This is a genomic window from Bordetella tumbae (assembly GCF_054780995.1).
This window is the reverse complement of the sequence record NZ_BAAGVG010000010.1, coordinates 83,373-103,037: the sequence shown is the minus strand read 5'-3', so window position 1 is coordinate 103,037 and position 19,665 is coordinate 83,373. Positions and strand designations below refer to the sequence as shown.

Below are 19,665 nucleotides of genomic sequence, written 5' to 3'. Positions count from 1 at the left end.
GTTCGAATCAGGCCTGGTGAGAGGCGGTTGGGCTGCCGGACGTGGCGGATGCTGCGATGCCGAAGTCTTCAGGGAAATGGTTCAGCGCGGACAGCACGGGATAGGGCGTCATGCCGCCCAATGCACAGAGCGAGCCGCCCAGCATGGTGTCGCACAAGTCGCGTAGCAGATGAATGTGCTGCTCGTGTTGCGGGCCGCCGGCACGGATTTTGTCCAGCGTTTCCTGTCCACGTACCGCACCGATGCGGCAGGGCGTGCATTTGCCACAGGACTCGACGGCGCAGAATTCCATTGCATAACGCGCCATGCGGCTCATGTCGACGGTATCGTCAAAGGCGACAATGCCGCCGTGGCCTACCATGGCCGAGATCTTGACGTACGCCTCGTAGTCCAGCGGCACGTCCCATTGGGATTCAGGGAGGTAGGCGCCCAGCGGACCACCGACCTGTACCGCGCGCAGAGGCCTGCCCGAAGCACTGCCGCCACCATAGTCGTACAACAACTCGCGCAGTGTGATGCCGAATGCGACTTCGACGAGGCCGCCGTGTTTTAGATTGCCCGCCAGCTGGAAGGGCAGCGTGCCTTGCGAGCGGCCCATGCCGTAGTCGCGGTAATACGCGGCCCCTCGCGCCAGAATCACGGGCACCGTGGCGAGCGAAATAAGATTGTTGATGACGGTGGGTTGGCCGAACAATCCGGAGATCGCGGGCAACGGAGGCTTGGCGCGCACGACGCCACGTTTGCCCTCCAGGCTTTCGAGCAGCGACGTTTCCTCGCCGCAGATATAGGCGCCCGCGCCTTTGCGGACCTCGAGGTCAAAGCGTTTGCCGCTGCCGTGTATATCGTCACCTAGCCAGCCTGCGTGACGAGCCCGGGCGATGGCTGCGTTGAGCGTGGCGATGGATTGAGGATATTCCGACCGGACGTAGATATAGCCATAGGTCGCGCCGACCGCCAGGCCGGCGATGGTCATGCCTTCGATCAGCACAAAGGGATCGCCCTCCATGATGAGCCTGTCGGAGAATGTGCCGGAGTCGCCTTCGTCTGCATTGCAGACGATGTATTTCTGCGGCGCGGGTGTGGTCAGGACGGTTTTCCACTTGATGCCCGTGGGAAAGGCGGCGCCGCCACGCCCGCGCAATCCGGACGTCGTGATTTCCTCGACGATCTGCTCGGGCGTCATCGTCAATGCGCGCCGCAAGCCTTGCAGCCCCTCGTGAGCGACGTAATCGTCGGTAGACAGTGGGTCGGTGATGCCGACTCGGGAAAACGTCAGGCGCTGCTGGTTTTTGAGATAGGGGATTTCTTCGGTCAGTCCCAGATTCAGGGGATGTGCACCGCCATGCTGCCAATCGGCGGCGAACAGGCTGGTGACGTCTTCGACCTGAACGGGGCCATAAGCGATGCGGCCCGACGGCGTCACGATTTCGGCCAGCGGCTCCAGCCAGAGCATGCCGCGCGAACCATTGCGCACTAGCTGGACCGTGAGATTGCGGCGGCGGGCCTCTTGTTCGATGGCCAGCGCGACGGCGTCGGCGTCCATGGCCAGTGCCGCTGCATCGCCAGGCAGGTAGATGGTGACGACGTCAGCGCTGGCTGATATGCCTGTCGACGATGCAGCGGTGGCGCTATCAGTGGTCATCGTGGTGTCAACGGATGTGACAGCGGGCTGAGAGGGAGAGGCGTTCATGCTTTCGCCTCCTGAGTGTGTTGCATCGCGCGATCCAGGATGCGGTCAAGCTTGTCGGGCGTGACGCGCGCATGAGGTTTGCCGTCCAGCATGACGGCGGGGGATTGCGCACATAACCCCAGGCAATACACGGGCTCGAGTGTGACGGCGCCATCGCTCGTGGTGTGATGAAAATCGCAGCCCAGCGTTTGACGCACATGGTCGGCGAGACGCTCGGCACCCATGGCTTGGCAGGATTCTGCCCGGCAGAGTTCCAGCACATGCCGGCCAGCGGGTTCGGTACGGAAATGGGGATAAAAACTCACGACGCCATGGACTTCGGCGCGGGACAGGTTCAGGGCCTCGGCAATGGTGGGCACCGCGTCGGCCGGAATACAGCCGAGCTGGTCTTGTACGTCGTGCAAGATCGGCAGCAGTGCGCCGGGCTGGCCGTGCCACTGAGTGGCGGCCTGTGCGGCGGCTTTGACGGCCGGCGCGGCTGATTGGCGAGCGGCCGAAAGGGCCGAGTCACCGCCGCGTGCACCGGCACTGCCGGGGGGATTCGGCTTTGCCTGGGGGGTGGGCATGCAGGTCTCCTGGTGGCGGCCTCGTGAACGGGCCGCATCGGTTTTTATTGCCAGCAGGTTGCATTAATAATATGCTTTATAAAACATATAAAATGCGTGCAACTTGCTCGATGGGCGTACTCTAAACGCCTAATTTCCGACGTTCAATAGGAAATTAATGACATATAAGTTCCGAATCGGGCTGCGCCCGCAGTGGGTACTGGAGGGCGACGCCGAGCACCCGCCCCAGGCGCTGCATGACATGTTGGCGTTGTTATCCGCGATCGATGCGACAGGCAATATCGCCGGCGCCTGCCGGGCCTGCAGTTTGTCGTACCGGCACGCCTGGGGCGTGTTGCGCCGTTTCGAGGCCTTGTTCGGCACGCCCTTGTTGATCACCAATCGTCGTCAGGGCACGAAGCTGTCGCCATTCGCACAACGGCTGTTGTGGGCCAACCGCCGTATCGAGGCCCGGTTGATGCCCACGCTGGAGAGCCAGGCATCCGAGTTGCAGGAGGAGCTGGAAAAACTATTGCCCGAGGCGATGCCGCACCTGCGTTTGCATGCGAGCCATGGTTTCGCGGTCGAGGCATTGATGCAACACATGAGCGGACGGCAGCCCGGCCTGGAACTGCGTTATCGCACGGCAATCGAGGCGTTGGCTGCGCTGGAGCGCAACGAATGCGACCTGGCGGGTTTTCAGGTGCCGAGCGGTGCATTCGAGGGGCCCATCATGGCGCGTTACGCCCAATGGTTGTCGCCGGATGATTATCTGTTGATCCATCTGGCAGTGCGCAACACGGGCTTGTTCGTGATGCCCGGCAATCCGAAGCATATTCGCGGTATGGCGGATCTGGCGCGGCCGGATGTGCGTTTTGTGAATCGGCAGATCGGCTCCAGCACCCGTTATCTGGTGGGTTTGATGCTGGAGGAGGCGGGCGTATCGATCAGTGAGGTGCAGGGGTACGAGACCAATGAGTTCACCCATATGGCGATCGCGGCGCATATTGCGAGCGGGATGGCCGATACGGGTGTGGGTGTTGAGACGGCCGCGTGGCGGTTCGGACTGGATTTCATCCCGCTGGTGCTGGAGCGATATTTCTTTGCCATACGCCGCGAGTCGCTGGAAACGCCCGCCATGCAAGACCTGCTGGGCATCATGCGCGGCCGTGAATACCTGTCGTACGTGCGTCAATTGGTCGGGTACGACACGACGAATACGGGGCAGTTACAGACTTTGCGCGAGGCGTTCGGTGGATAGAAAGAGTTCCGCGCCATTGCGCGATATGATATTTGAATGAGCAAAGTTATTTTCCTGACCGATCACACTGCGTCGCGAGCCGCCCAGCTGCCGCAGTCAGCGTTGCCGCCACCAGGGCAGCCGGCGAAGGATAAGTTTGCCCGGCCGATGCGCGATTTGCGGATTTCGGTCACGGATCGCTGTAATTTCCGATGTACGTACTGTATGCCGCGCGAGGTTTTCGACGGCAATTATGCGTTCATGCCGCATTCGGCGATGCTGTCGTTCGAGGAAATCACCCGCGTGGCGCGACTGGGCGCACAACTGGGTGTCCAGAAAATTCGACTGACGGGCGGCGAGCCGCTGCTGCGCAAAAACATCGAGGTCCTGATTGGCATGCTGGCCGAATTGCGTACGCCAGACGGCAGGCCGCTCGAACTGACGCTGACCACCAACGGCACCTTATTGAGCCGTAAAGCGGCGGCGTTGAAACAGGCTGGGCTGACGCGGGTGACGGTGAGCCTGGACGCGCTGGACGCCGAGATGTTTGCACGGTTGAGCGATAGTACGTTTACGCCGGACGACGTGTTGCGCGGCATCGATGCTGCGGGCGAGGCGGGGCTGGCGCCTGTCAAGATCAACATGGTGGTGCGTCGCGGATTGAACGATAGCCAGATCGTGCCGATGGCAAAGCATTTCCGGCATAGCGGCCATGTGCTGCGATTCATCGAATATATGGACGTAGGTAACACCAACGGCTGGAATTTGCAGGAAGTCGTGCCCAGCGATGAGGTCTTGCGCCGGATTTCGGGCGAGTACCCGTTGCGGGCGCTGGATGCCGAGGTGATGGGCCGTGTGGCAGAGCGTTGGACCTATGCCGATGGCGGCGGCGAAATCGGCGTGATCTCCAGCGTCACCCATGCATTTTGCAGTGGGTGCACACGTGCACGGTTGTCGCCGGAAGGCAAAATCTTTCTGTGTTTGTTTGCGTCGCAGGGACACGATCTGCGTACGCTATTACGCAGTGGCGCCGACGATGAACAGGTCGCGCGTGCGATGGCCGGGATTTGGGCGCAGCGCGATGATCGATACTCTGAACTGCGAGGGCGCGGCGTGCCGGTCGTGCCGCAGGGTGAGCGCAAAGTAGAGATGAGTTATATCGGAGGTTGACTCGATTTGAGTCGATGCACAAAAAAGGCGGCTGTTAAATAGCCGCCTTTTTGCATGCTGATTTGACGGGTCACGCCAGCCAATGCGCGACGTCGTAGTACTTCACGATATCGCCATCGTTGACAGTTTCTCCTGCCGGGGTACGCGCCAGTCCGCTTGCCCAGGGCATGGAACTGATCACGGACGAGTCCTGATTCGCGTAAGGCACGAGTTCTGGTGCGCCGTCGGCAGTGTGGCGCCATTGCACACGCAGAAATTCCTCGCGGCTGTCTTTGTGCGGACGCGACAGGCGCAGCGCTGCGGTGCTGACTTGGGGGAATGGATTGGTCCGCCCTTGCATGCGTCGCACCAGCGGCGAGACCAGCATGGCATACACCGCATAGACCGAAACGGGATTGCCCGGCAGGCAGACAACGGGTTTGCCGTCGATATGGGCCAAGGCGACCGGCTTGCCCGGTTTCATACGGACTTTCCAGAGCGCCAGTTTGCCGCCCAGGGACTCCAGTACAGGTTTGACGAGATCCTTTTCACCGACGGATACGCCGCCGATACTCAACAGCAGATCGCAGTCGGCCAGGATGGTAGTGATGGCGGCGCGCAGGTCGGGTTCGTTGTCGCGGGCATGCAGCACGTGTATTGCCTGTGCGCCGGTTTTCTGCACCAAGGCGGCCAGCATGGGGCCATTGCAGTTGTAGATCTGTTGCGCGGCGCGTGCTTGGCCGGGATGAACCAGCTCGTCGCCGGTGGTCAGAATGCCTATGCGCAACGGCGCAAACACCTGAACCTGAGTCAGTCCCTGAGAGGCCAGGAGCGCGATATGCGCGGCCTCCAGCACGGTGCCGGCGGTCAGCAGGGGCTGTCCGGTGGTGGTGTCCATACCGCGTTTGCGTACGAATTCACCGGCTTTCGGGGCCTGCAGGATGTGGACCTGCCCATCGGATTCACGGGTGTTTTCCTGGATGACGATCGTGTCTGCGCCATCGGGGATCAGGCTGCCCGTAAACAGCCGTGTGGCTTGGCCCGGAACTAGCGCGGCGGGCATTTCTCCTGCATAGGTGCGCTGCTGAATAGGCAGGACGACATCAGGCTGGTAATCCGCGTAGCGAATGGCATAGCCATCCATGGCGCTGTTATCGGCTGGTGGCAGATCCAGCGTGGCTGCCAGATTGAGCGCCAGGACACGGCCCACGGCGTGGGCCAAGGATACGGTTTCGTGGCGAGTGATCGGCGCAGCGGCCTGGGCCAGCAGGGTTTGAGCACTGTCGAAATCTAGCAGATCGTTATTCATGCGGTGTCGGTCGGGCAGGACGGTATGGGCTAGCGGCGGAGGGAATTGGGGTCATGCGAGTCGTTCCAGGCCTCGGTACGTTCGTGGTCGGCTTGGCGCGATTCGACCCAGAAACTGCTGCCATCGGACAGGGTTTCCCGTTTCCAGAACGGCGCACGGGTTTTCAGGGCGTCGATCATGTACTCGCAGCCTCGGAACGCGTCGCCGCGATGGGCGCTAGCAGCGGCTACGAAGACGATCTGGGCGCTGCGGGGCAGGGCGCCGACGCGATGGGCAATGACGGTACCGGCCAGTTGCCAACGCTCGCGCGCCGTGTCGGCGATTTCATGCAACTCGCGTTCGCACATGCCTGGGTAGTGCTCCAGAAATAGCGTTTCGGTCGCTTTGTCGGAGGAAAAGTCGCGCACATAGCCCGTGAACGTGACGATCGCGCCAGCCTGAGCGCCGACTTGCTCGCGCAGGCCCGCCAGCAATGCCGTGCTGTCGAAGTCGGCTTCCTGGACGATGATCATGATGTCAGCCTCCTGTGACGGGTTCGAAAATCGCGACCTCATCGCCTGGCTGGATCGAGGCGGTGGCTTTGGCGTGGTTCTGGTTGATCGCCAATTTCAGGCGCGCCGCGGGTGCGAGGTCTGGATACTGGGCCTGCAGGGCTTGCAGCAGTTGGGTGCCCGTCGTCGGCTCGGCCAGCGGCCAGGCTTCGTTGCGCTTGCCCACCAGGTCGGCGACCCGCGCGAAATACAGCAGATTAATCGTTGCGCCACTCACCGCTTTTTCCTCCCGCCTTGTATTCAAGGTGTATTTGTTCAATCAGAATGCCTTTGTCGGCCGCCTTGCACATATCGTAAATAGTCAGCGCTGCGACGCTGCAGGCGGTCATTGCCTCCATTTCGACGCCGGTTTTGTAGCGGGTGCGGCAGGTGGCCCGGATCTCGACAGTATGGGTGTCGTCGTTCAGGGCGAACTCCACCCCGACAAAGGCCAGCGGCAGGCTGTGGCAGAGCGGGATCAACTCTGCGCAGCGCTTGGCCGCCAGAACGGCGGCGACCCGGGCGGTGTTGAGCACTTCGCCCTTTCCCTGGCCCGGCTGGGTCAACAGGCCATAGGCCACTGCGTTCATGCGTACGCGGCCAGCCGCAATGGCGATGCGGTCGGTTTCGGTCTTGGCGCCAACGTCAACCATGCGGATCTGGCCGGATTCGTCCAGATGGCTAAGCGTAGGAGAAGAAGAGGACATGGGTAGAAAAAATGTTAACGATTGAAAACGAAGGCGGGTTTTCGCCCGAGCCAGGCTGGTCTACACCCTATGATAGACGAGCTATGGCTCCGGGTGGATAATTGCCCTTGCCTATGCCCCGCTGTTCACACCAGGAGATGACGCATGGCCCTTACGATGCCCAGGTTGAGAATCACTCGGCGTCTTGGAAAAATCCTTCTGTGGATAGTGGCCATTATTCTCATTCTGTTCGGCGTGGCTGCCTGGCAGGTACCCAAGGTGCTGCGTTCAGCGCTGACCGGGGATGTCGCCCAACTGCTGGGCCGGCCGGTTCAGGTCGGTGATATCAGTTTTAATCCTTTTACGTTGACCGTGCGAGCGCAGGACCTGGCAATCGAACAGCCGGGTGGCGCGGCGCCGTTGCTGCAGGTCGGGCAGTTGGAGGCCAGCGCCTCGTGGGCGTCGTTGTTCTGGTTTGCGCCGGTCGTGGACTCTGTGCGCGTGCAGCGGCCGCAGATTGCGTTGGTGCGTGAGGACAAGACCACATTCAATTTCTCGGACATCCAGAAAAAACTGGCCGATATGGCGGCCGCCCAGCCCGAGCCGGAAAAGAAAGACGAGAATAGCGGGTTGCCCCGGTTTTCTTTGAATAACCTGGTGTTGGAGGACGGCGCGATCACTCTGGATGACAAGGTGACCGGCCGTAAACAACAGATCGACGAGATCAAGCTCGGTGTGCCTTTTATTTCCTCGTTCGGCTATGCCACGGATATCGACGTCGAGCCGCTGGTGCATCTGCGTATTAACGGCAGTCCGCTCGATATGAAGGGCGTGGCCCGGCCGTTTGAGCCCGTGCCCTCGTCGACGTTGAATGTGGATTTTCGGGGGCTGGAGCTGGAAAAATGGGCAGATGTCTGGCCCATGGCGTTGCCGATCAAGGTCGAGCGGGCGTTACTGGATTCGAATCTGAAGGTCGTGTTCGAGCAGCCGCGTGATGCTGCGGCAAAGATCCTGGTGACGGGTGATGTGGGACTGCGGCAACTGGATCTGCGCGAGGCCTCGGGCGCAGCGCTGGTCCAATGGAGCACGCTGGACGTGCAGCGGATCAGGCTCGATATGCTGGCCAAGCAGTTTTCGATTGGTCAGATCGAAATGTGGTCCCCGGTATTGCAGACCAGCCGGGATGCGAATCAGCAGTTGAATTGGCTGAGGGTGGTCGACAAGCTCAAGGCGCTGGGAGGGCCGGCGGCGGCTGCGAAAGCTGACAAGCCGGCTGCGGCTAGATCGGCGGATGGTAAATCGGCCAGTGCTACGCGCACTGCAGCAGCCGAGCCTGCGGACGGCAAGCCGGTCGGGGGCAAGCTTGCTGCTGCGCAGGCTGATAGCAAGCCGGTCAGCGATAAGCCTGCTGCAGCAGCCCAGACCGCGGACGCCAAGCCGACCGGGGGCAAGCCTGCTGCTGTTGCGCAGGCTGATAGCAAGCCGGCCAGTGATAAGCCTGCTGCGGCAGCTGAAGCCGCGGCGGCAACGACAACGGCCGCTGTTGCGCCTGCATCGGGGGGGCCGAGCGCGAACGCGGCTGACGGGAATGCCTCTGCGGCATCGGGAAATGCACCTGCCGCGCAGGCCGAGGCCGCTACACCACCCGCCAAGGCGCCGGACGAATGGCAGATCGCGGTCGATGCGATCAATATTCACGATGCTGAACTGCGTGTGCAGGACGCGGGGACCAAGCTCGATACTACCTTTGCGGGTGTGGCTGTCACGGTGGAAAGCGTGCAGTTTCCGCAGCCTGCGAAGCAGCCCATCAATCTGTGGCTGACGATGGATAACCCAGGCGACGGGGGCTGGATACGCGCGAAAGGTCCGCTGATGCTCAGCCCGCTGGGCCTGAAGCTCGATTTCCGCGCTGGTCATCTGGGGCTGGCTCAATATGCGCCGGCAGTGCGCAGCCTGTCGCCGATCCAGGTACTGGACGGTTTGCTCGGTGTGCAAGGGTTGATCACCGTGGCCCAACAAGGCAATGCGACGCAAGTCGCGGCGACAGGCGTCAAAGTGGATCTGTCTCAATTGGCTGCGCGTGACGAATCGCAGAAGCCGGCGGTGGATCTGGGCGTGAAACAACTCAGCCTGGCGGCCGATCGTGTGGCGCTCGATGCCACGCCGTCGCCGTTCACGCTGCAGGCCACGGGTGTGCAAGGCGATGGCAGCCTGGCGTTGCAAGGCAACTTGACCACGCAGCCCCTGGCGCTCCAAACCAAAGTGGATCTGCAGAATTTCAATGCGGCATCGTTGGCCGCCTATGGCGCATCGAGCTTGAACGCGACGGTGCGCTCGTTGGTCGTGGGTGCCAATGGCGAAGCAGCATTCACCGCGGCGACAGGGAGTGCCCCGATGAAGGCCAATTGGAAAGGCGGCGTGGACGTCACCGACCTGCATCTGGCCGATCGCGTGAACCGCGATGACTTTCTGCGATGGAAAGCATTGGATCTGAGCGGCATGCAGGTGTCGGTCAACGGCGATCAGTTTGCCGCCAATCTGGGCGACATCACGCTGGATGATTTTTATGGCCGCGTTCTGCTCAGTGCCGACGGCCGCTTGAATGTGATGGACTTGGTGGCCGAGCCGGGACAGGCCGGTGGGTCGATTACCCAGGATACCCAGACGCGTGGGCGCTCGGCGCGCGAGGCCCAAGCTGCCAAGACCGGAAAACTGCCGGATATCGCCCTGAACAGCGTTACGCTGAAAAATGGCCGCATGACGTTCACCGACCACTTCGTCAAACCGAACTATACGGCCCAGCTTTCTCGTATCGAAGGCGGTTTGTCGGCGGTGTCCTCGCGTGAGCCCAAACCGGCAAAGGTCAATGTGACGGGCCGTGTTTACGACACGGCGCCTTTGTCGATCGGCGGGACGGTGCAGCCTTTTGCCGAGTTCCTGTCGCTGGATCTGAAGGTCTCGGCCAAGGGGGTCGATTTGCCCCGCTTTACGACGTATTCCGCAAAATACGTGGGATATCCGATCAAGCGTGGCAAGCTGTCGGTGGACTTGCAGTACAAGCTGGAAGACCGTGCGTTGCAGGCTACGAACCATGTGGTGCTGAACCAATTGACATTCGGCGACAAGACGAACAGCCCGGATGCGACGACCTTGCCTGTAATGCTGGCCGTGTCGTTGTTGAAAGACAGCAAGGGCAACATCGATATCAACCTGCCGATTTCAGGTTCGCTGGATGATCCTGAGTTTTCGGTGGGCGGGATTATTTTGCGGGTGTTGGGCAATTTGCTGGTCAAGGCGGTGACCTCGCCGTTCTCGTTGCTGGCTTCTGCGTTTGGCAGTGACGAAGAACTGTCGTATATCAATTTCGAGCCGGGCAGCGCGACGTTGGCAGCGGACGCGGACGAGCGTATTTCGACCTTGGCCAAGGCACTGAATGATCGGCCGGCCCTGAAGCTGGACATCATTGGCCGTGCAGACCCGGCGACTGATGAGGAGGGTTTGCGCCAGGCCTGGGTTGATCGTCAGATTCGCAAAGCCAAGGCCGAAGACACTTCGGGCAAGGGTAAAAAGCCCGATCTCTCTACGGTGACGGTCTCTACCGCCGAGCGCGATAAATACCTGGAAGATGTCTACGACGATACGGATATCGAGGAAAAGCCGCGCAATTTCATTGGCATGGCCAAGTCGATCCCGGCCGATCAGATGGAGTCCTTGTTGCGCAAGGCGGCACCGGTCAATGAGCAGTCGCTGGAACGATTGGCGCAGGCCCGTGCGCAGGCCGTGTATGAAAAACTGCAGGAGGTCGGGCCCGCCGATCGTATTTTCATTGTGACGCCTAATCTCGAGGGCGGCGCAGGCGAGGGCGATGCGCTGCCGTCACGTGTGGAGTTTTCGTTGCAATGAGGCGTGGCAGGTAGTGTGGTTCTTTCGCTGTCATCAAACGCAAGCCCTCGACTTGGCACTATGATGAGGGTTTGGCGGACGGCTCGCGTCCGCGTTTCTGCGTTCACTTGGAGATGTAAATGACGATCAAAGTCGGCGATCGCGTGCCTGATGGCACCCTGACTGAGTTTTTCGAGACCGAAGCCAATGGCTGCTCCCTGGGGCCCAATGCTTTTCAGGTCGCAGATCTGGTCAAGGGCAAGACGATTGCCCTGTTCGCCGTGCCGGGCGCTTTTACGCCGACCTGCTCGGCCAAACATCTGCCAGGTTACGTCGAGCAAGCCGCAGCCCTGAAGGCCAAGGGCGTGGATGAAATCTGGTGCGTGTCGGTCAATGATGCGTTTGTGATGGGTGCATGGGGCCGCGAGCAGCAGACGGCGGGCAAGGTCCGCATGCTGGCCGATGGCGCGGCGCATTGGACGCGTGCTTTGGGTCTGGAACTGGATCTGGATGCGCGCGGCATGGGCATTCGTTCGCAGCGTTACTCGGCGTTATTGAAAGACGGCGTTGTGACGCAATTGAATGTCGAAGCGCCTGGCAAATTCGAGGTCAGCGACGCGGCCACGATGTTGTCGCAGCTTTAATTTTTCCGCCCGGGGCTATCCCTTGCGCCGGGCCGTCCCAGGGCAATAACATGACCTGGGGGTGCGCCCGGACACAGGTACAGTCCTTGCGGGCGGCTTTGCGCCTGGCAAAATTTGAGCGGCTTGCGCACCGCGTAGTGTGATGGCACGTTCCTGCATCCCATGTTGACCACGATTTCTTCTTTTTCGTCGCTTTATCTGGCGACGCTGCTGATGTTGATTGGCGGCGGCCTGTTCAATACTTACATGGGGTTGCGGCTGACTGCGCAGTCAGTCAGTGAGATCTGGATCGGTACCTTGATTGCCGGGTATTACCTGGGGCTGGTGTGCGGCGCACGGCTGGGACACAAGCTGATCATCCGGGTTGGGCATATCCGGGCTTTTGTGGCCTGTGCGGCGATTTCGACTTGCATGATTCTGGCGCAGATCGTGGTCGACTATATGCCGGTGTGGCTGGTATTTCGCCTGGTGGCCGGGATCGTGATGGTGACTGAATTGATGGTCATCGAAAGCTGGCTCAACGAGCAAACAGAAAATCATCAACGCGGCCGTGTGTTTTCGGTCTATATGGTGGTGTCTGGATTGGGCACGGTGCTGGGGCAACTGGTGTTGACCGCGTATGGTCCGCTGGATGAGCAGCCGTTGGTGCTGGTGGCGGCCTGCATGGTGTTGTGTTTGGTGCCTATTGCCGTGACGGCGCGTTCTCACCCGCCGACGCCTGTGCCGGCACCCCTGGATCTGCCATTTTTTCGCGAACGGGTACCGTTGTCGTTGACGGTGCTGTTTGTTGCGGGGAATCTGTCAGGGGCGTTTTATGGCCTGGCCCCTGTTTTTGCGTCGAAGTATGGGATGACGACGTCGCAGTCGGCGCTGTTTGTAGCGGCGGGGGTAACGGCGGGGCTGTTGTCGCAATGGCCGATGGGGTGGTTGTCGGATCGGATCAATCGGGCGGGGTTGATTCGTTTTAATGCGTGTTTGTTGGTGTTGTTGCCTGCGGTGTTGTGGGGCTGGGTGACATTGCCGTTTTGGGCGTTGGTGTTGCTGTCATGTGTGTTCGGCGTGTTGCAGTTCACGCTGTATCCGCTGGGGGCGGCGTTTGCGAACGACCATGTGGAGTCGGACCGGCGGGTGAGTCTGAGCGCGATTTTGTTGATGACTTATGGGGTGGGGGCGTGTTTGGGGCCGCTCATCGCGGGTGCTTTGATGTCGGCGGGCGGGCCGAATATGTTTTATGTGTTTGTGTCGGCTTGTGCGTTGATCCTGGTGTGGCGGGTGCGGCCGGCGCGGGTGACGGGGGCGCATCAGGTGGATGAGGCGCCGGTACATTTTGTGCCGATGCCCGATAGTTTGCAGAGTTCTCCGGCCTCTGTGACGTTGGATCCGCGGGTGGATATTGAGGCGGATGCGGCGATGGAGATGGTGTCGCCGGAGCCGGATGTGGTGCAGGTGCCGGCTTCTGCGGATGTCACGGAGACCGCTGCGGATGATGCGGCGCTCAAGGCGGCGACGGCCGCGGCTGAGGCTGACGACGAACGTTCAGCGCAGGCTGGCGGGCGGCCTTGAGGCGCGGGGCAGAGCCTTCGTTGCCTACTTCTGGCCAATCATCCAGTTGGCAAAGGTGCTGAAGGGCAGTGTGGCCGCTCGCGCCGGATCGCTGACCAGGTAATAGCCGTCGCCGCTGCGCGCACTGTGCGCCAGGGGCTGCACCAATTGGCCGGTAGCGAAATCCTGTGTGATATAGACACGCTGGGTCACGGCGATGCCCAGGCCCTCGGCCGCGGCCTGTAGGCACAGCACCGCGTTCGCCAGCGAGATAAAACGCGTGTCGCTGTTTGAGGCCAGGCCGATCGATAGCAGCCAGCGATCCCAGCAGTCCGGCGCAATCATCGAATTCAACAGGGTTTCGCCCAACACGTCCTCGGGCTTGCGCAGGCGCTTGGCCAGCGACGGTGCGCAGGCCAGTACCAACTCGTCAGGAAACAGCAGATCGGCGCGCAGTCCCGGCCAGTTGCCATTGCCCCGGCGCACGACGAAATCGGCGTTGTGCAGGTCGGTGTCATCGGCGCGAGCGACGGTGGCGACCTCGATGTCGATGTTGTCGTGCTGTGCGTATAGCGAGCCCAGCCGCGGCATGAGCCATTTGATGGCAAAACTCGGGATGACTTTGACTCGGATGCGGGGGTTGGCGCCGGCTTCGCCGGCCTTGGCGAATACCGACTCAAGCTGGTCGAACAATTGGGCGGCCTGTATGGCCAGTTCGGTACCTGCCGTCGTGAAGCCAATGTCGCGGCCACTCTTGTGCACCAGTCGCACTCCCAGTTCGGTTTCCAGTCGGCGCAACTGGTGGCTGACCGCGCTCGGCGTGATGTGCAGGAGTTCGGCGGCCCGGCCAACACCGCCCCCGCGATGCACGGCATCTAGTACACGTAGCGGGCCGAGGCGGTTTCTCAGTTTGTGCATTGTTGAGATGGATTCAATGGTTGAACAATAAGTTTCGACAGACATCAGCGAGGAAGCGGCCTACAGTCTGTCCTATCCAATAAAACCAAATCAAGTGTCGGATCGGTGTTTGCGCTGCGGTATCGCCGCAGGCAATCCTGCCACGAGGAGACAGAATGACCAAGCTTCATCGACGCCGGGCAATCGCCCGCGCATTGATCCCGTTTGCCTGCATCGCGCTGTGGTGCCTGCGCGCCGAGGCGGCTTATCCCGAGCGTCCCATCAAACTCATTGTGCCGTTCGCCGCGGGCAGTGCGGCCGATACGTTGTCGCGCGTGGTGGCCACGGCATTGAGCGAGCAACTCGGCCAGCCTCTGGTGGTAGACAACAAGGGGGGCGCGGGCGGCACGATCGGCACGGTGGACATCGCGCGTTCCAAACCCGATGGCTATACGCTAGGTATCGCCGCGCAGGGGACTTTTGTCAATAACCAAGTGCTCTACAGCTCGCCAGGGTACGACTCCATCAAGGATTTCAGTTTCATCAGCGAGATCGCTGATGTGCAGAACCTGTTGGTCGTGTCCGAGAAATCGCCTTATCAAAGTGCGCCGGCGCTGCTGGAAGCGATCAAGGCCAAGCCGCCGGAGACTTTCCGCTATTCATCCAGCGGCGTGGGCACCAGTCACCATATCGCCGGCGCTACTGTCGCGCAATATCTAGACAAGCCGCTCATGCATGTGCCCTATACCGGCGCGCCGCAAGGCTTGAGCGCGATCCTGAGCGGTGATGTGGACATGGGCCTCTACAACATGCCCGCGGCCATGGGCCTGGTGAAATCGGGCAAGCTGAGGCCGCTCGCAGTCACCGGACCCAAGCGTTCGAGTTTGTTGCCTGACGTTCCCACGCTGGACGAGAGCGGTTTGCAAGGCTATTCGGTCACGCTCTGGTGGGGCCTGGTGGGCCCGGCCCAGCTACCGTCCGACATTTCTGCGCGTCTGTATGCCGCGCTGGACAAGGTCATGAGCAATGCGGCGTTGCGTGACAAGCTGATCGGCCTGGGGTTCACTTTGCCCGATACGCCTATCCCCCAGCCCGCCGCTTTCGAATCGCTGGTGCGCCGGGACCTCGCCACATGGATTCCGGTCCTCCAGAAATTGGGCACGGCGGCGCAGTGACGCCGCGATAACTTCCGAAGGAAACTCCTACTGTGCGATCCCTTTTAGTGACGCCGCCTTTGGCGCGTCAACTGGCTGACCTCGTCCTGTCGACCCGTGGCGGCGACCTCCCGGCCTTGGCTCTCGAACATGCCAAGATGAGCTTGGCCAGCACGCTTGCCAGTGCCGCCGCGGGGTACGGTATCGAATCGGCCCGCATTATCCGCGAGCTGGATCTGGCAGATGGCGGTACGCCGGTGGCGACTGTGTGGTTTGACAATGCCCGGTTGCCACTGGCGAGCGCTGCGCGTGTGAACGCAGTGGCCAGCGATGCGGCCGCGTCCGATGATAGCGATATGCGTAGCATCGCGCACATCGGCACCATTGTCTCCAGTGCGGCGTTGGCCGTGGGCGAACGTGAGGGGGCGAGTGGCCGGGATGTGCTGACCGCTATGGTGCTGGGCTATGAGATCGCCGGACGCGTTGACGAGTCGCTGACACCCGGACGCATGCAGCGTGGCTTTCATGGTTCGTTTTCTACGGTGTTTGGCGCCTGTGTGGCCGCTGGGCTGTTGTTGCGGCTGGATGCGCATCGGCTCGCTCATGCTATCGCCCTTTCGGCGACCTCGATCGGTGGTATGGCGATCGCAGCCGACACCAGTTGTGCACGGGAGTATCACGCTGGGCTGGCCGCCAGCACGGGCATCCGAGCCGCGTTGGCGGCGCAGTCCGGTTTCGAGGGCGAGCTGGGTGTGTTCGAGCAGCCGCGCGGGTTTCTCGATGCGTTAGGCGGGCAGGCGCGCGAGGACATCGTGCGTGACTGGGGAGTGTCTTGGGACATTGTGACCGACATGGCCATCAAGCTGATGCCCGGTGCGCATCCCTTTCATGCAACTGCCGAAGCCGCGGCCGAGGCCGCACGGGCTGGCGGCCGCATCAGTCCTGACGACATTGCGCGCATCGTTGTGTCGGCGGCAGTGCAGTGGACTGATTTCAAGGGCGAACCCCATCCTCGTAATCTGGTCGACGCCGCTCACAGTCTGCATTATTTCGTCGCCGCGGCCATTGCCGACGGCGGCTTTGCCTGGCAACACATGGACGCGGCCAAGATGGCCGATCCCGTGATCGCTGCGTTGCAGGACAAAGTCGAGTTTGATCCCGAACCGCCACCACTACCGGATCGCTTTCCTCATCGGCATGGCGGCAGCGTCACGATACATATGAAAGACGGCGCCATGCATCACGCCGCCTGCGTAGCGCCGCGTGGCGCAGGCGTGCGTGGCATCGATTGGCACGATGTAGAAGACAAGTTTTTGCAGCTATTCCCGCGTGCTGGACTGCCAACGGGTGCGGCCGATAGCTGCCTGGAAGCAATCGCGCATCTGGAGCGCACCGACTCCATCCGTTCGCTGACGCGCTTGTTAAGCAGGCGTTGAGGGTTTTTTGAAGAAGGAGACAACATGAAACGACGCATCGCATCCGCGCTTGCCAGTATTGCTTTGTGTCTGGGCGTGAATCACGCGGCCCGGGCCGACGACGGCTTTCCTTCCAAGCCGGTCACTATCATCGTCGGCGTGGCTCCCGGCGGCAGTCTGGACGCACTGGCCCGGCTGTTGGCCACCGAACTCGGAAAAGTCACGAATAACACCTTTGTCGTAGAAAACGTCACCGGGGCGGGCGGGCTGCTGGGGTTTCAGCGCCTGACTCGATCGGCGCCTGATGGCTACACGCTGATGTTCAGTAATCAGTCCATGGTGCTGATTCCTTTGCTCTATCCCAAGGCCGGTTTGAACATCGTCAAGGACACGACCGCGATCGGCACAGTCGCCAATGTTCCCATGGTGCTCAGTGTGAGCAATCAGAGCGGCATCCAGGATCTGCCCTCGATGTTGGCGGGCATGCGTAGTGGTGCGCTCAAGCTGTATTTTGGCTCGGGCGGCCCGGGCACCACTGCGCATCTGGCCGAGGCGTTGTTCTTGCGCATGGCCAATGTGCAGGCCGAACTGCTGCAGTATCGCGGTTCGGGGCCGGCGATTACCGATTTGATGGGGGGCACCATTCAGTCGGTGCTGGATCAGACAGTCACCATGTTGCCGCTGCACAAGGGCAAACAGATCAAGGCCATCGCTGTGGCGTCCAAGGAGCGTTTGCCGCAGATGCCGGACGTGCCGACTTTTGCCGAAGGCGGCCTGCCACAGTTCGATCTGCAGATATGGAACGGCTTGGTCGGGCCCAAGGATATGCCCAAGGATGTGGTCGACAAACTTTCCGAGGCAGTGACCAAGGCGGTGCAGACCCCGGCGTTCCGCGAGCGTATCGATACGCTCGCCGCGCAGATTCCCGCGGATGACGAACGCAGCCCCGCGGGCTTTGCGCGCACGCTGCAACGCGACCAAAAACAATTCGCCGAGCTGGCCAAGCAGATTGGGCTGGAGCCTCGCTGATCCCGCACGTGGGATGCGGCAGCAACGCGATGGCGTAGCGTGGACGCGGTTTTCTGGATCAACACAATTGGAGGACAGATATGAGTGAGACGATTTACGGATTCATTGGATTGGGAAATATGGGCGGCCCCATGGCGAAGCGTTTACTCGATGCGGGCAACGTGCTTCACGTGACCGATAGCGATCCAGCGGTGATGCGCCGCTTGGTGGAGCACGGCGCCGTGGCTCACGACAGCGCTCAGGGTGTGGGCAACGCGGCCGATGTGGTATTCCTGAGCCTGCCCGATGGCAAGGTGGTCGAGCGTGTGCTGAGTGGCGAGCAGGGCCTGGCGTGGGCGAATCGCGCCAAGTGCGTGGTGGATTTGTCGACCATCGGTCCCGCCGCGGCGCAGCGCGCGTTCGACATTCTGGCTGAGCAGGGTATCGAGTACGTCGATGCGCCCATCAGCGGTGGTCCGACCGGGGCCGAACGCGGCACGCTGGCGGTCATGGTCGCTTGCGCGCCGGCGCGCTACGAGGCGTTGAGACAGGTGTTAGGCCATTTCGGCAAGCCGTTTTATCTCGGCTCCGAGGCAGGCCAGGCTCAGGTGATGAAGTTGGCGAACAATCTGCTGTCGGCGACCGCTGTTGCCATTACGTCAGAGGCCATGGCGCTGGGAGTCAAGGCGGGCTTGGACCCGAGCGTCATGATCGACGTAATCAATGCGGGCTCCGGCCGTAACTCCGCCACCATGGAAAAATTCCCCAAGGCGGTGCTGACTGGCACGTTCAATGTGGGCTTTGCGGTCCGCCTGGCACACAAGGATGTGCGCCTGTGCCTGGAAGAGGCCGAGCGCCACGGCGTGCCGATGGTGGTGGGATCATCTGTGCGCGAGATGCTGGTGATGACCACCGCTATCTGCGGCCAGGACGCGGACTATACCGATGTGGCCCGCGTGGTGGAGGATTGGGCCGGCGTGAAAGTGCGTGCGAAATCCTAGGAGGCAGGCGCGACGTCCAGCCGCACGACCCATACGAAGTAGTCGGATCAGGGTAAATCCGTAGGCAAAATCCCAATTTATTCACCATTCAATCATACAATCAGTCTATATTACAAGAATACAAAATATATGAAGCCCTCGATACGTCGGCAACATCCTGACCGGCGCGCGGGAAAAGGAGACGGTGGTATGGGAGTGCTGGAAGGAAAAGTCGCGATCATCACCGGTGGCGCGGGCGGCATCGGCCGAGCTATCGCGCGAGCCTATGCCCGCGAGGGTGCCAAAGTGGGATTACTGGATATCAACGCGGACTTGTTGGCCGAGGCCGAGCAGGAGCTTGAGGACGTCCAGGCGCTGCCTTGCGATGTATCTGATCGCGCACAAGTGCAGCGCGTGATCGATGCCTATGCGGATCAATCGGGCGGGTTGGACATTTTGGTGAACAACGCGGCCTATTTCCACTACGCGCCGCTGGTGGAAATGTCCGAGGAGCAGGTCTGCAAAATGATCGACGTCGGGCTGAAGGGCGCGCTGTGGTCGTTGCAGGCTGCCACGCCGCACCTGATCTCACGGGGCGGAGGTTCTGTCATCAATCTCTCGTCGGTGGCCGTGTCGGTATCGATCAAGAACGCGGCGGTCTATAGCGCTATCAAGGGCGCTCTGGACACCCTGACCCGGCAACAGGCCGTCGAATTGGGCGGGCACGGTATCCGCGTCAATGCGCTGGCGCCCGGGCCCGTGATCACGCCGGGGGCGAGTTCGGTGATTTCCGAGGAAGGCTGGGCCACGCGTCGACGCCGCACGCCGCTGAATCGGTTGTCGACCAGCGAGGATATTGGCGAAGTCGCTGTGTTTCTGGCTTCGTCCGCCAGCGCGACGGTGGCGGGGGTCACGCTCAAAGTGGACGGCGCCATGACTGTCCTCGGCTACTAACGCGGATTCGCACGTTCCCGAGGGGAGCAGGATGACGCTT

The 19,665-nt window shown here is 61.3% G+C and carries 17 protein-coding genes; 10 read left to right on the top strand and 7 right to left on the bottom strand.

Annotated features, from left to right (window positions below; translation table 11 throughout):
* Nucleotides 1–7: 7 nt before the first annotated feature.
* Both ACYVI2_RS07750 and ACYVI2_RS07745 read right to left on the bottom strand, forming a co-directional pair.
* The gene (locus ACYVI2_RS07750; protein ID WP_415821340.1) at nucleotides 8–1,543 is read right to left on the bottom strand and encodes a formate dehydrogenase beta subunit; all 1,536 of its coding nucleotides are present in this window, start codon (nucleotides 1,541–1,543) and stop codon (nucleotides 8–10) included.
* A gap of 143 nt (nucleotides 1,544–1,686) precedes the next feature.
* Entirely contained in the window at nucleotides 1,687–2,256 is a 570-nt protein-coding gene (locus ACYVI2_RS07745) for a formate dehydrogenase subunit gamma (protein ID WP_415821309.1), read from the bottom strand.
* 157 nt (nucleotides 2,257–2,413) lie between these two features.
* Between ACYVI2_RS07745 and ACYVI2_RS07740 the strand changes: the two genes are divergently transcribed.
* Nucleotides 2,414–3,496 (top strand): substrate-binding domain-containing protein, encoded by a 1,083-nt coding sequence (locus ACYVI2_RS07740; RefSeq protein ID WP_415821308.1) that lies wholly within the window; start codon nucleotides 2,414–2,416, stop codon nucleotides 3,494–3,496.
* 36 nt (nucleotides 3,497–3,532) lie between these two features.
* The gene (gene moaA, locus ACYVI2_RS07735) at nucleotides 3,533–4,645 is read left to right on the top strand and encodes a GTP 3',8-cyclase MoaA (protein WP_415821306.1); all 1,113 of its coding nucleotides are present in this window, start codon (nucleotides 3,533–3,535) and stop codon (nucleotides 4,643–4,645) included.
* Between the two features lie 70 nt (nucleotides 4,646–4,715).
* On the opposite strand, the gene ACYVI2_RS07730 is transcribed toward moaA, so the two are convergent.
* From ACYVI2_RS07730 to moaC, 4 genes are read right to left on the bottom strand one after another with little or no spacing between them, the layout of a single operon-like run.
* The gene (locus ACYVI2_RS07730) at nucleotides 4,716–5,921 is read right to left on the bottom strand and encodes a molybdopterin molybdotransferase MoeA (protein ID WP_415821339.1); all 1,206 of its coding nucleotides are present in this window, start codon (nucleotides 5,919–5,921) and stop codon (nucleotides 4,716–4,718) included.
* Nucleotides 5,922–5,962: 41 nt separating this feature from the next.
* Nucleotides 5,963–6,445 (bottom strand): molybdenum cofactor biosynthesis protein MoaE, encoded by a 483-nt coding sequence (locus ACYVI2_RS07725; protein WP_415821305.1) that lies wholly within the window; start codon nucleotides 6,443–6,445, stop codon nucleotides 5,963–5,965.
* 4 nt (nucleotides 6,446–6,449) lie between these two features.
* Nucleotides 6,450–6,701, bottom strand: a complete 252-nt coding sequence (locus tag ACYVI2_RS07720; RefSeq protein ID WP_415821303.1) for a MoaD/ThiS family protein — start codon at nucleotides 6,699–6,701, stop codon at nucleotides 6,450–6,452.
* Complete coding sequence (moaC, locus tag ACYVI2_RS07715) at nucleotides 6,682–7,170, bottom strand: cyclic pyranopterin monophosphate synthase MoaC (protein ID WP_415821302.1); 489 nt, start codon at nucleotides 7,168–7,170, stop codon at nucleotides 6,682–6,684. Before moaC ends, ACYVI2_RS07720 begins: the two co-directional genes overlap by 20 nt.
* A 144-nt stretch (nucleotides 7,171–7,314) precedes the next feature.
* On the opposite strand from moaC, the gene ACYVI2_RS07710 reads away from it, so the two are divergent.
* The 3 genes from ACYVI2_RS07710 to ACYVI2_RS07700 all read left to right on the top strand — a co-directional run bounded on the left by ACYVI2_RS07710 (nucleotide 7,315) and on the right by ACYVI2_RS07700 (nucleotide 13,238).
* Nucleotides 7,315–11,052 (top strand): DUF748 domain-containing protein, encoded by a 3,738-nt coding sequence (locus tag ACYVI2_RS07710; protein ID WP_415821301.1) that lies wholly within the window; start codon nucleotides 7,315–7,317, stop codon nucleotides 11,050–11,052.
* 119 nt (nucleotides 11,053–11,171) lie between these two features.
* Complete coding sequence (locus ACYVI2_RS07705) at nucleotides 11,172–11,675, top strand: peroxiredoxin (protein ID WP_415821300.1); 504 nt, start codon at nucleotides 11,172–11,174, stop codon at nucleotides 11,673–11,675.
* A 162-nt stretch (nucleotides 11,676–11,837) separates the two neighbouring features.
* Nucleotides 11,838–13,238 carry an MFS transporter gene (locus ACYVI2_RS07700; RefSeq protein WP_415821298.1) on the top strand — a complete coding sequence of 467 codons (1,401 nt, stop codon included), beginning with the start codon at nucleotides 11,838–11,840 and terminating at the stop codon, nucleotides 13,236–13,238.
* A 24-nt stretch (nucleotides 13,239–13,262) separates the two neighbouring features.
* On the opposite strand, the gene ACYVI2_RS07695 is transcribed toward ACYVI2_RS07700, so the two are convergent.
* A complete protein-coding gene (locus tag ACYVI2_RS07695; RefSeq protein WP_415821296.1) occupies nucleotides 13,263–14,135 on the bottom strand; it encodes a LysR substrate-binding domain-containing protein in 873 nt (290 codons plus the stop codon).
* Nucleotides 14,136–14,290: 155 nt separating this feature from the next.
* Here ACYVI2_RS07695 and ACYVI2_RS07690 point away from each other — a divergent pair, with 155 nt between their 5' ends.
* The 5 genes from ACYVI2_RS07690 to ACYVI2_RS07670 all read left to right on the top strand — a co-directional run bounded on the left by ACYVI2_RS07690 (nucleotide 14,291) and on the right by ACYVI2_RS07670 (nucleotide 19,625).
* The gene (locus tag ACYVI2_RS07690; protein WP_415821295.1) at nucleotides 14,291–15,289 is read left to right on the top strand and encodes a Bug family tripartite tricarboxylate transporter substrate binding protein; all 999 of its coding nucleotides are present in this window, start codon (nucleotides 14,291–14,293) and stop codon (nucleotides 15,287–15,289) included.
* Between the two features lie 32 nt (nucleotides 15,290–15,321).
* Nucleotides 15,322–16,704, top strand: a complete 1,383-nt coding sequence (locus tag ACYVI2_RS07685) for an MmgE/PrpD family protein (RefSeq protein ID WP_415821294.1) — start codon at nucleotides 15,322–15,324, stop codon at nucleotides 16,702–16,704.
* A 24-nt stretch (nucleotides 16,705–16,728) separates the two neighbouring features.
* Nucleotides 16,729–17,712 (top strand): Bug family tripartite tricarboxylate transporter substrate binding protein, encoded by a 984-nt coding sequence (locus tag ACYVI2_RS07680; protein WP_460490288.1) that lies wholly within the window; start codon nucleotides 16,729–16,731, stop codon nucleotides 17,710–17,712.
* Nucleotides 17,713–17,792: 80 nt separating this feature from the next.
* On the top strand, nucleotides 17,793–18,692 hold the full coding sequence (locus tag ACYVI2_RS07675) for an NAD(P)-dependent oxidoreductase (RefSeq protein ID WP_415821291.1): 900 nt from the start codon (nucleotides 17,793–17,795) through the stop codon (nucleotides 18,690–18,692).
* Nucleotides 18,693–18,881: 189 nt separating this feature from the next.
* The gene (locus ACYVI2_RS07670; protein ID WP_415821289.1) at nucleotides 18,882–19,625 is read left to right on the top strand and encodes an SDR family NAD(P)-dependent oxidoreductase; all 744 of its coding nucleotides are present in this window, start codon (nucleotides 18,882–18,884) and stop codon (nucleotides 19,623–19,625) included.
* Nucleotides 19,626–19,665: the final 40 nt, after the last annotated feature.

Coding starts and splice junctions, on each gene's coding strand:
- ACYVI2_RS07750 (WP_415821340.1), bottom strand. CDS start 1,543: ATGGACGCCGACGCCGTCGCGCTGGCCATCGAACAAGAGGCCCGCCGC.
- ACYVI2_RS07745 (WP_415821309.1), bottom strand. CDS start 2,256: ATGCCCACCCCCCAGGCAAAGCCGAATCCCCCCGGCAGTGCCGGTGCA.
- ACYVI2_RS07740 (WP_415821308.1), top strand. CDS start 2,414: ATGACATATAAGTTCCGAATCGGGCTGCGCCCGCAGTGGGTACTGGAG.
- moaA (WP_415821306.1), top strand. CDS start 3,533: ATGAGCAAAGTTATTTTCCTGACCGATCACACTGCGTCGCGAGCCGCC.
- ACYVI2_RS07725 (WP_415821305.1), bottom strand. CDS start 6,445: ATGATCATCGTCCAGGAAGCCGACTTCGACAGCACGGCATTGCTGGCG.
- moaC (WP_415821302.1), bottom strand. CDS start 7,170: ATGTCCTCTTCTTCTCCTACGCTTAGCCATCTGGACGAATCCGGCCAG.
- ACYVI2_RS07710 (WP_415821301.1), top strand. CDS start 7,315: ATGGCCCTTACGATGCCCAGGTTGAGAATCACTCGGCGTCTTGGAAAA.
- ACYVI2_RS07705 (WP_415821300.1), top strand. CDS start 11,172: ATGACGATCAAAGTCGGCGATCGCGTGCCTGATGGCACCCTGACTGAG.
- ACYVI2_RS07700 (WP_415821298.1), top strand. CDS start 11,838: ATGTTGACCACGATTTCTTCTTTTTCGTCGCTTTATCTGGCGACGCTG.
- ACYVI2_RS07695 (WP_415821296.1), bottom strand. CDS start 14,135: ATGCACAAACTGAGAAACCGCCTCGGCCCGCTACGTGTACTAGATGCC.
- ACYVI2_RS07690 (WP_415821295.1), top strand. CDS start 14,291: ATGACCAAGCTTCATCGACGCCGGGCAATCGCCCGCGCATTGATCCCG.
- ACYVI2_RS07680 (WP_460490288.1), top strand. CDS start 16,729: ATGAAACGACGCATCGCATCCGCGCTTGCCAGTATTGCTTTGTGTCTG.
- ACYVI2_RS07675 (WP_415821291.1), top strand. CDS start 17,793: ATGAGTGAGACGATTTACGGATTCATTGGATTGGGAAATATGGGCGGC.
- ACYVI2_RS07670 (WP_415821289.1), top strand. CDS start 18,882: ATGGGAGTGCTGGAAGGAAAAGTCGCGATCATCACCGGTGGCGCGGGC.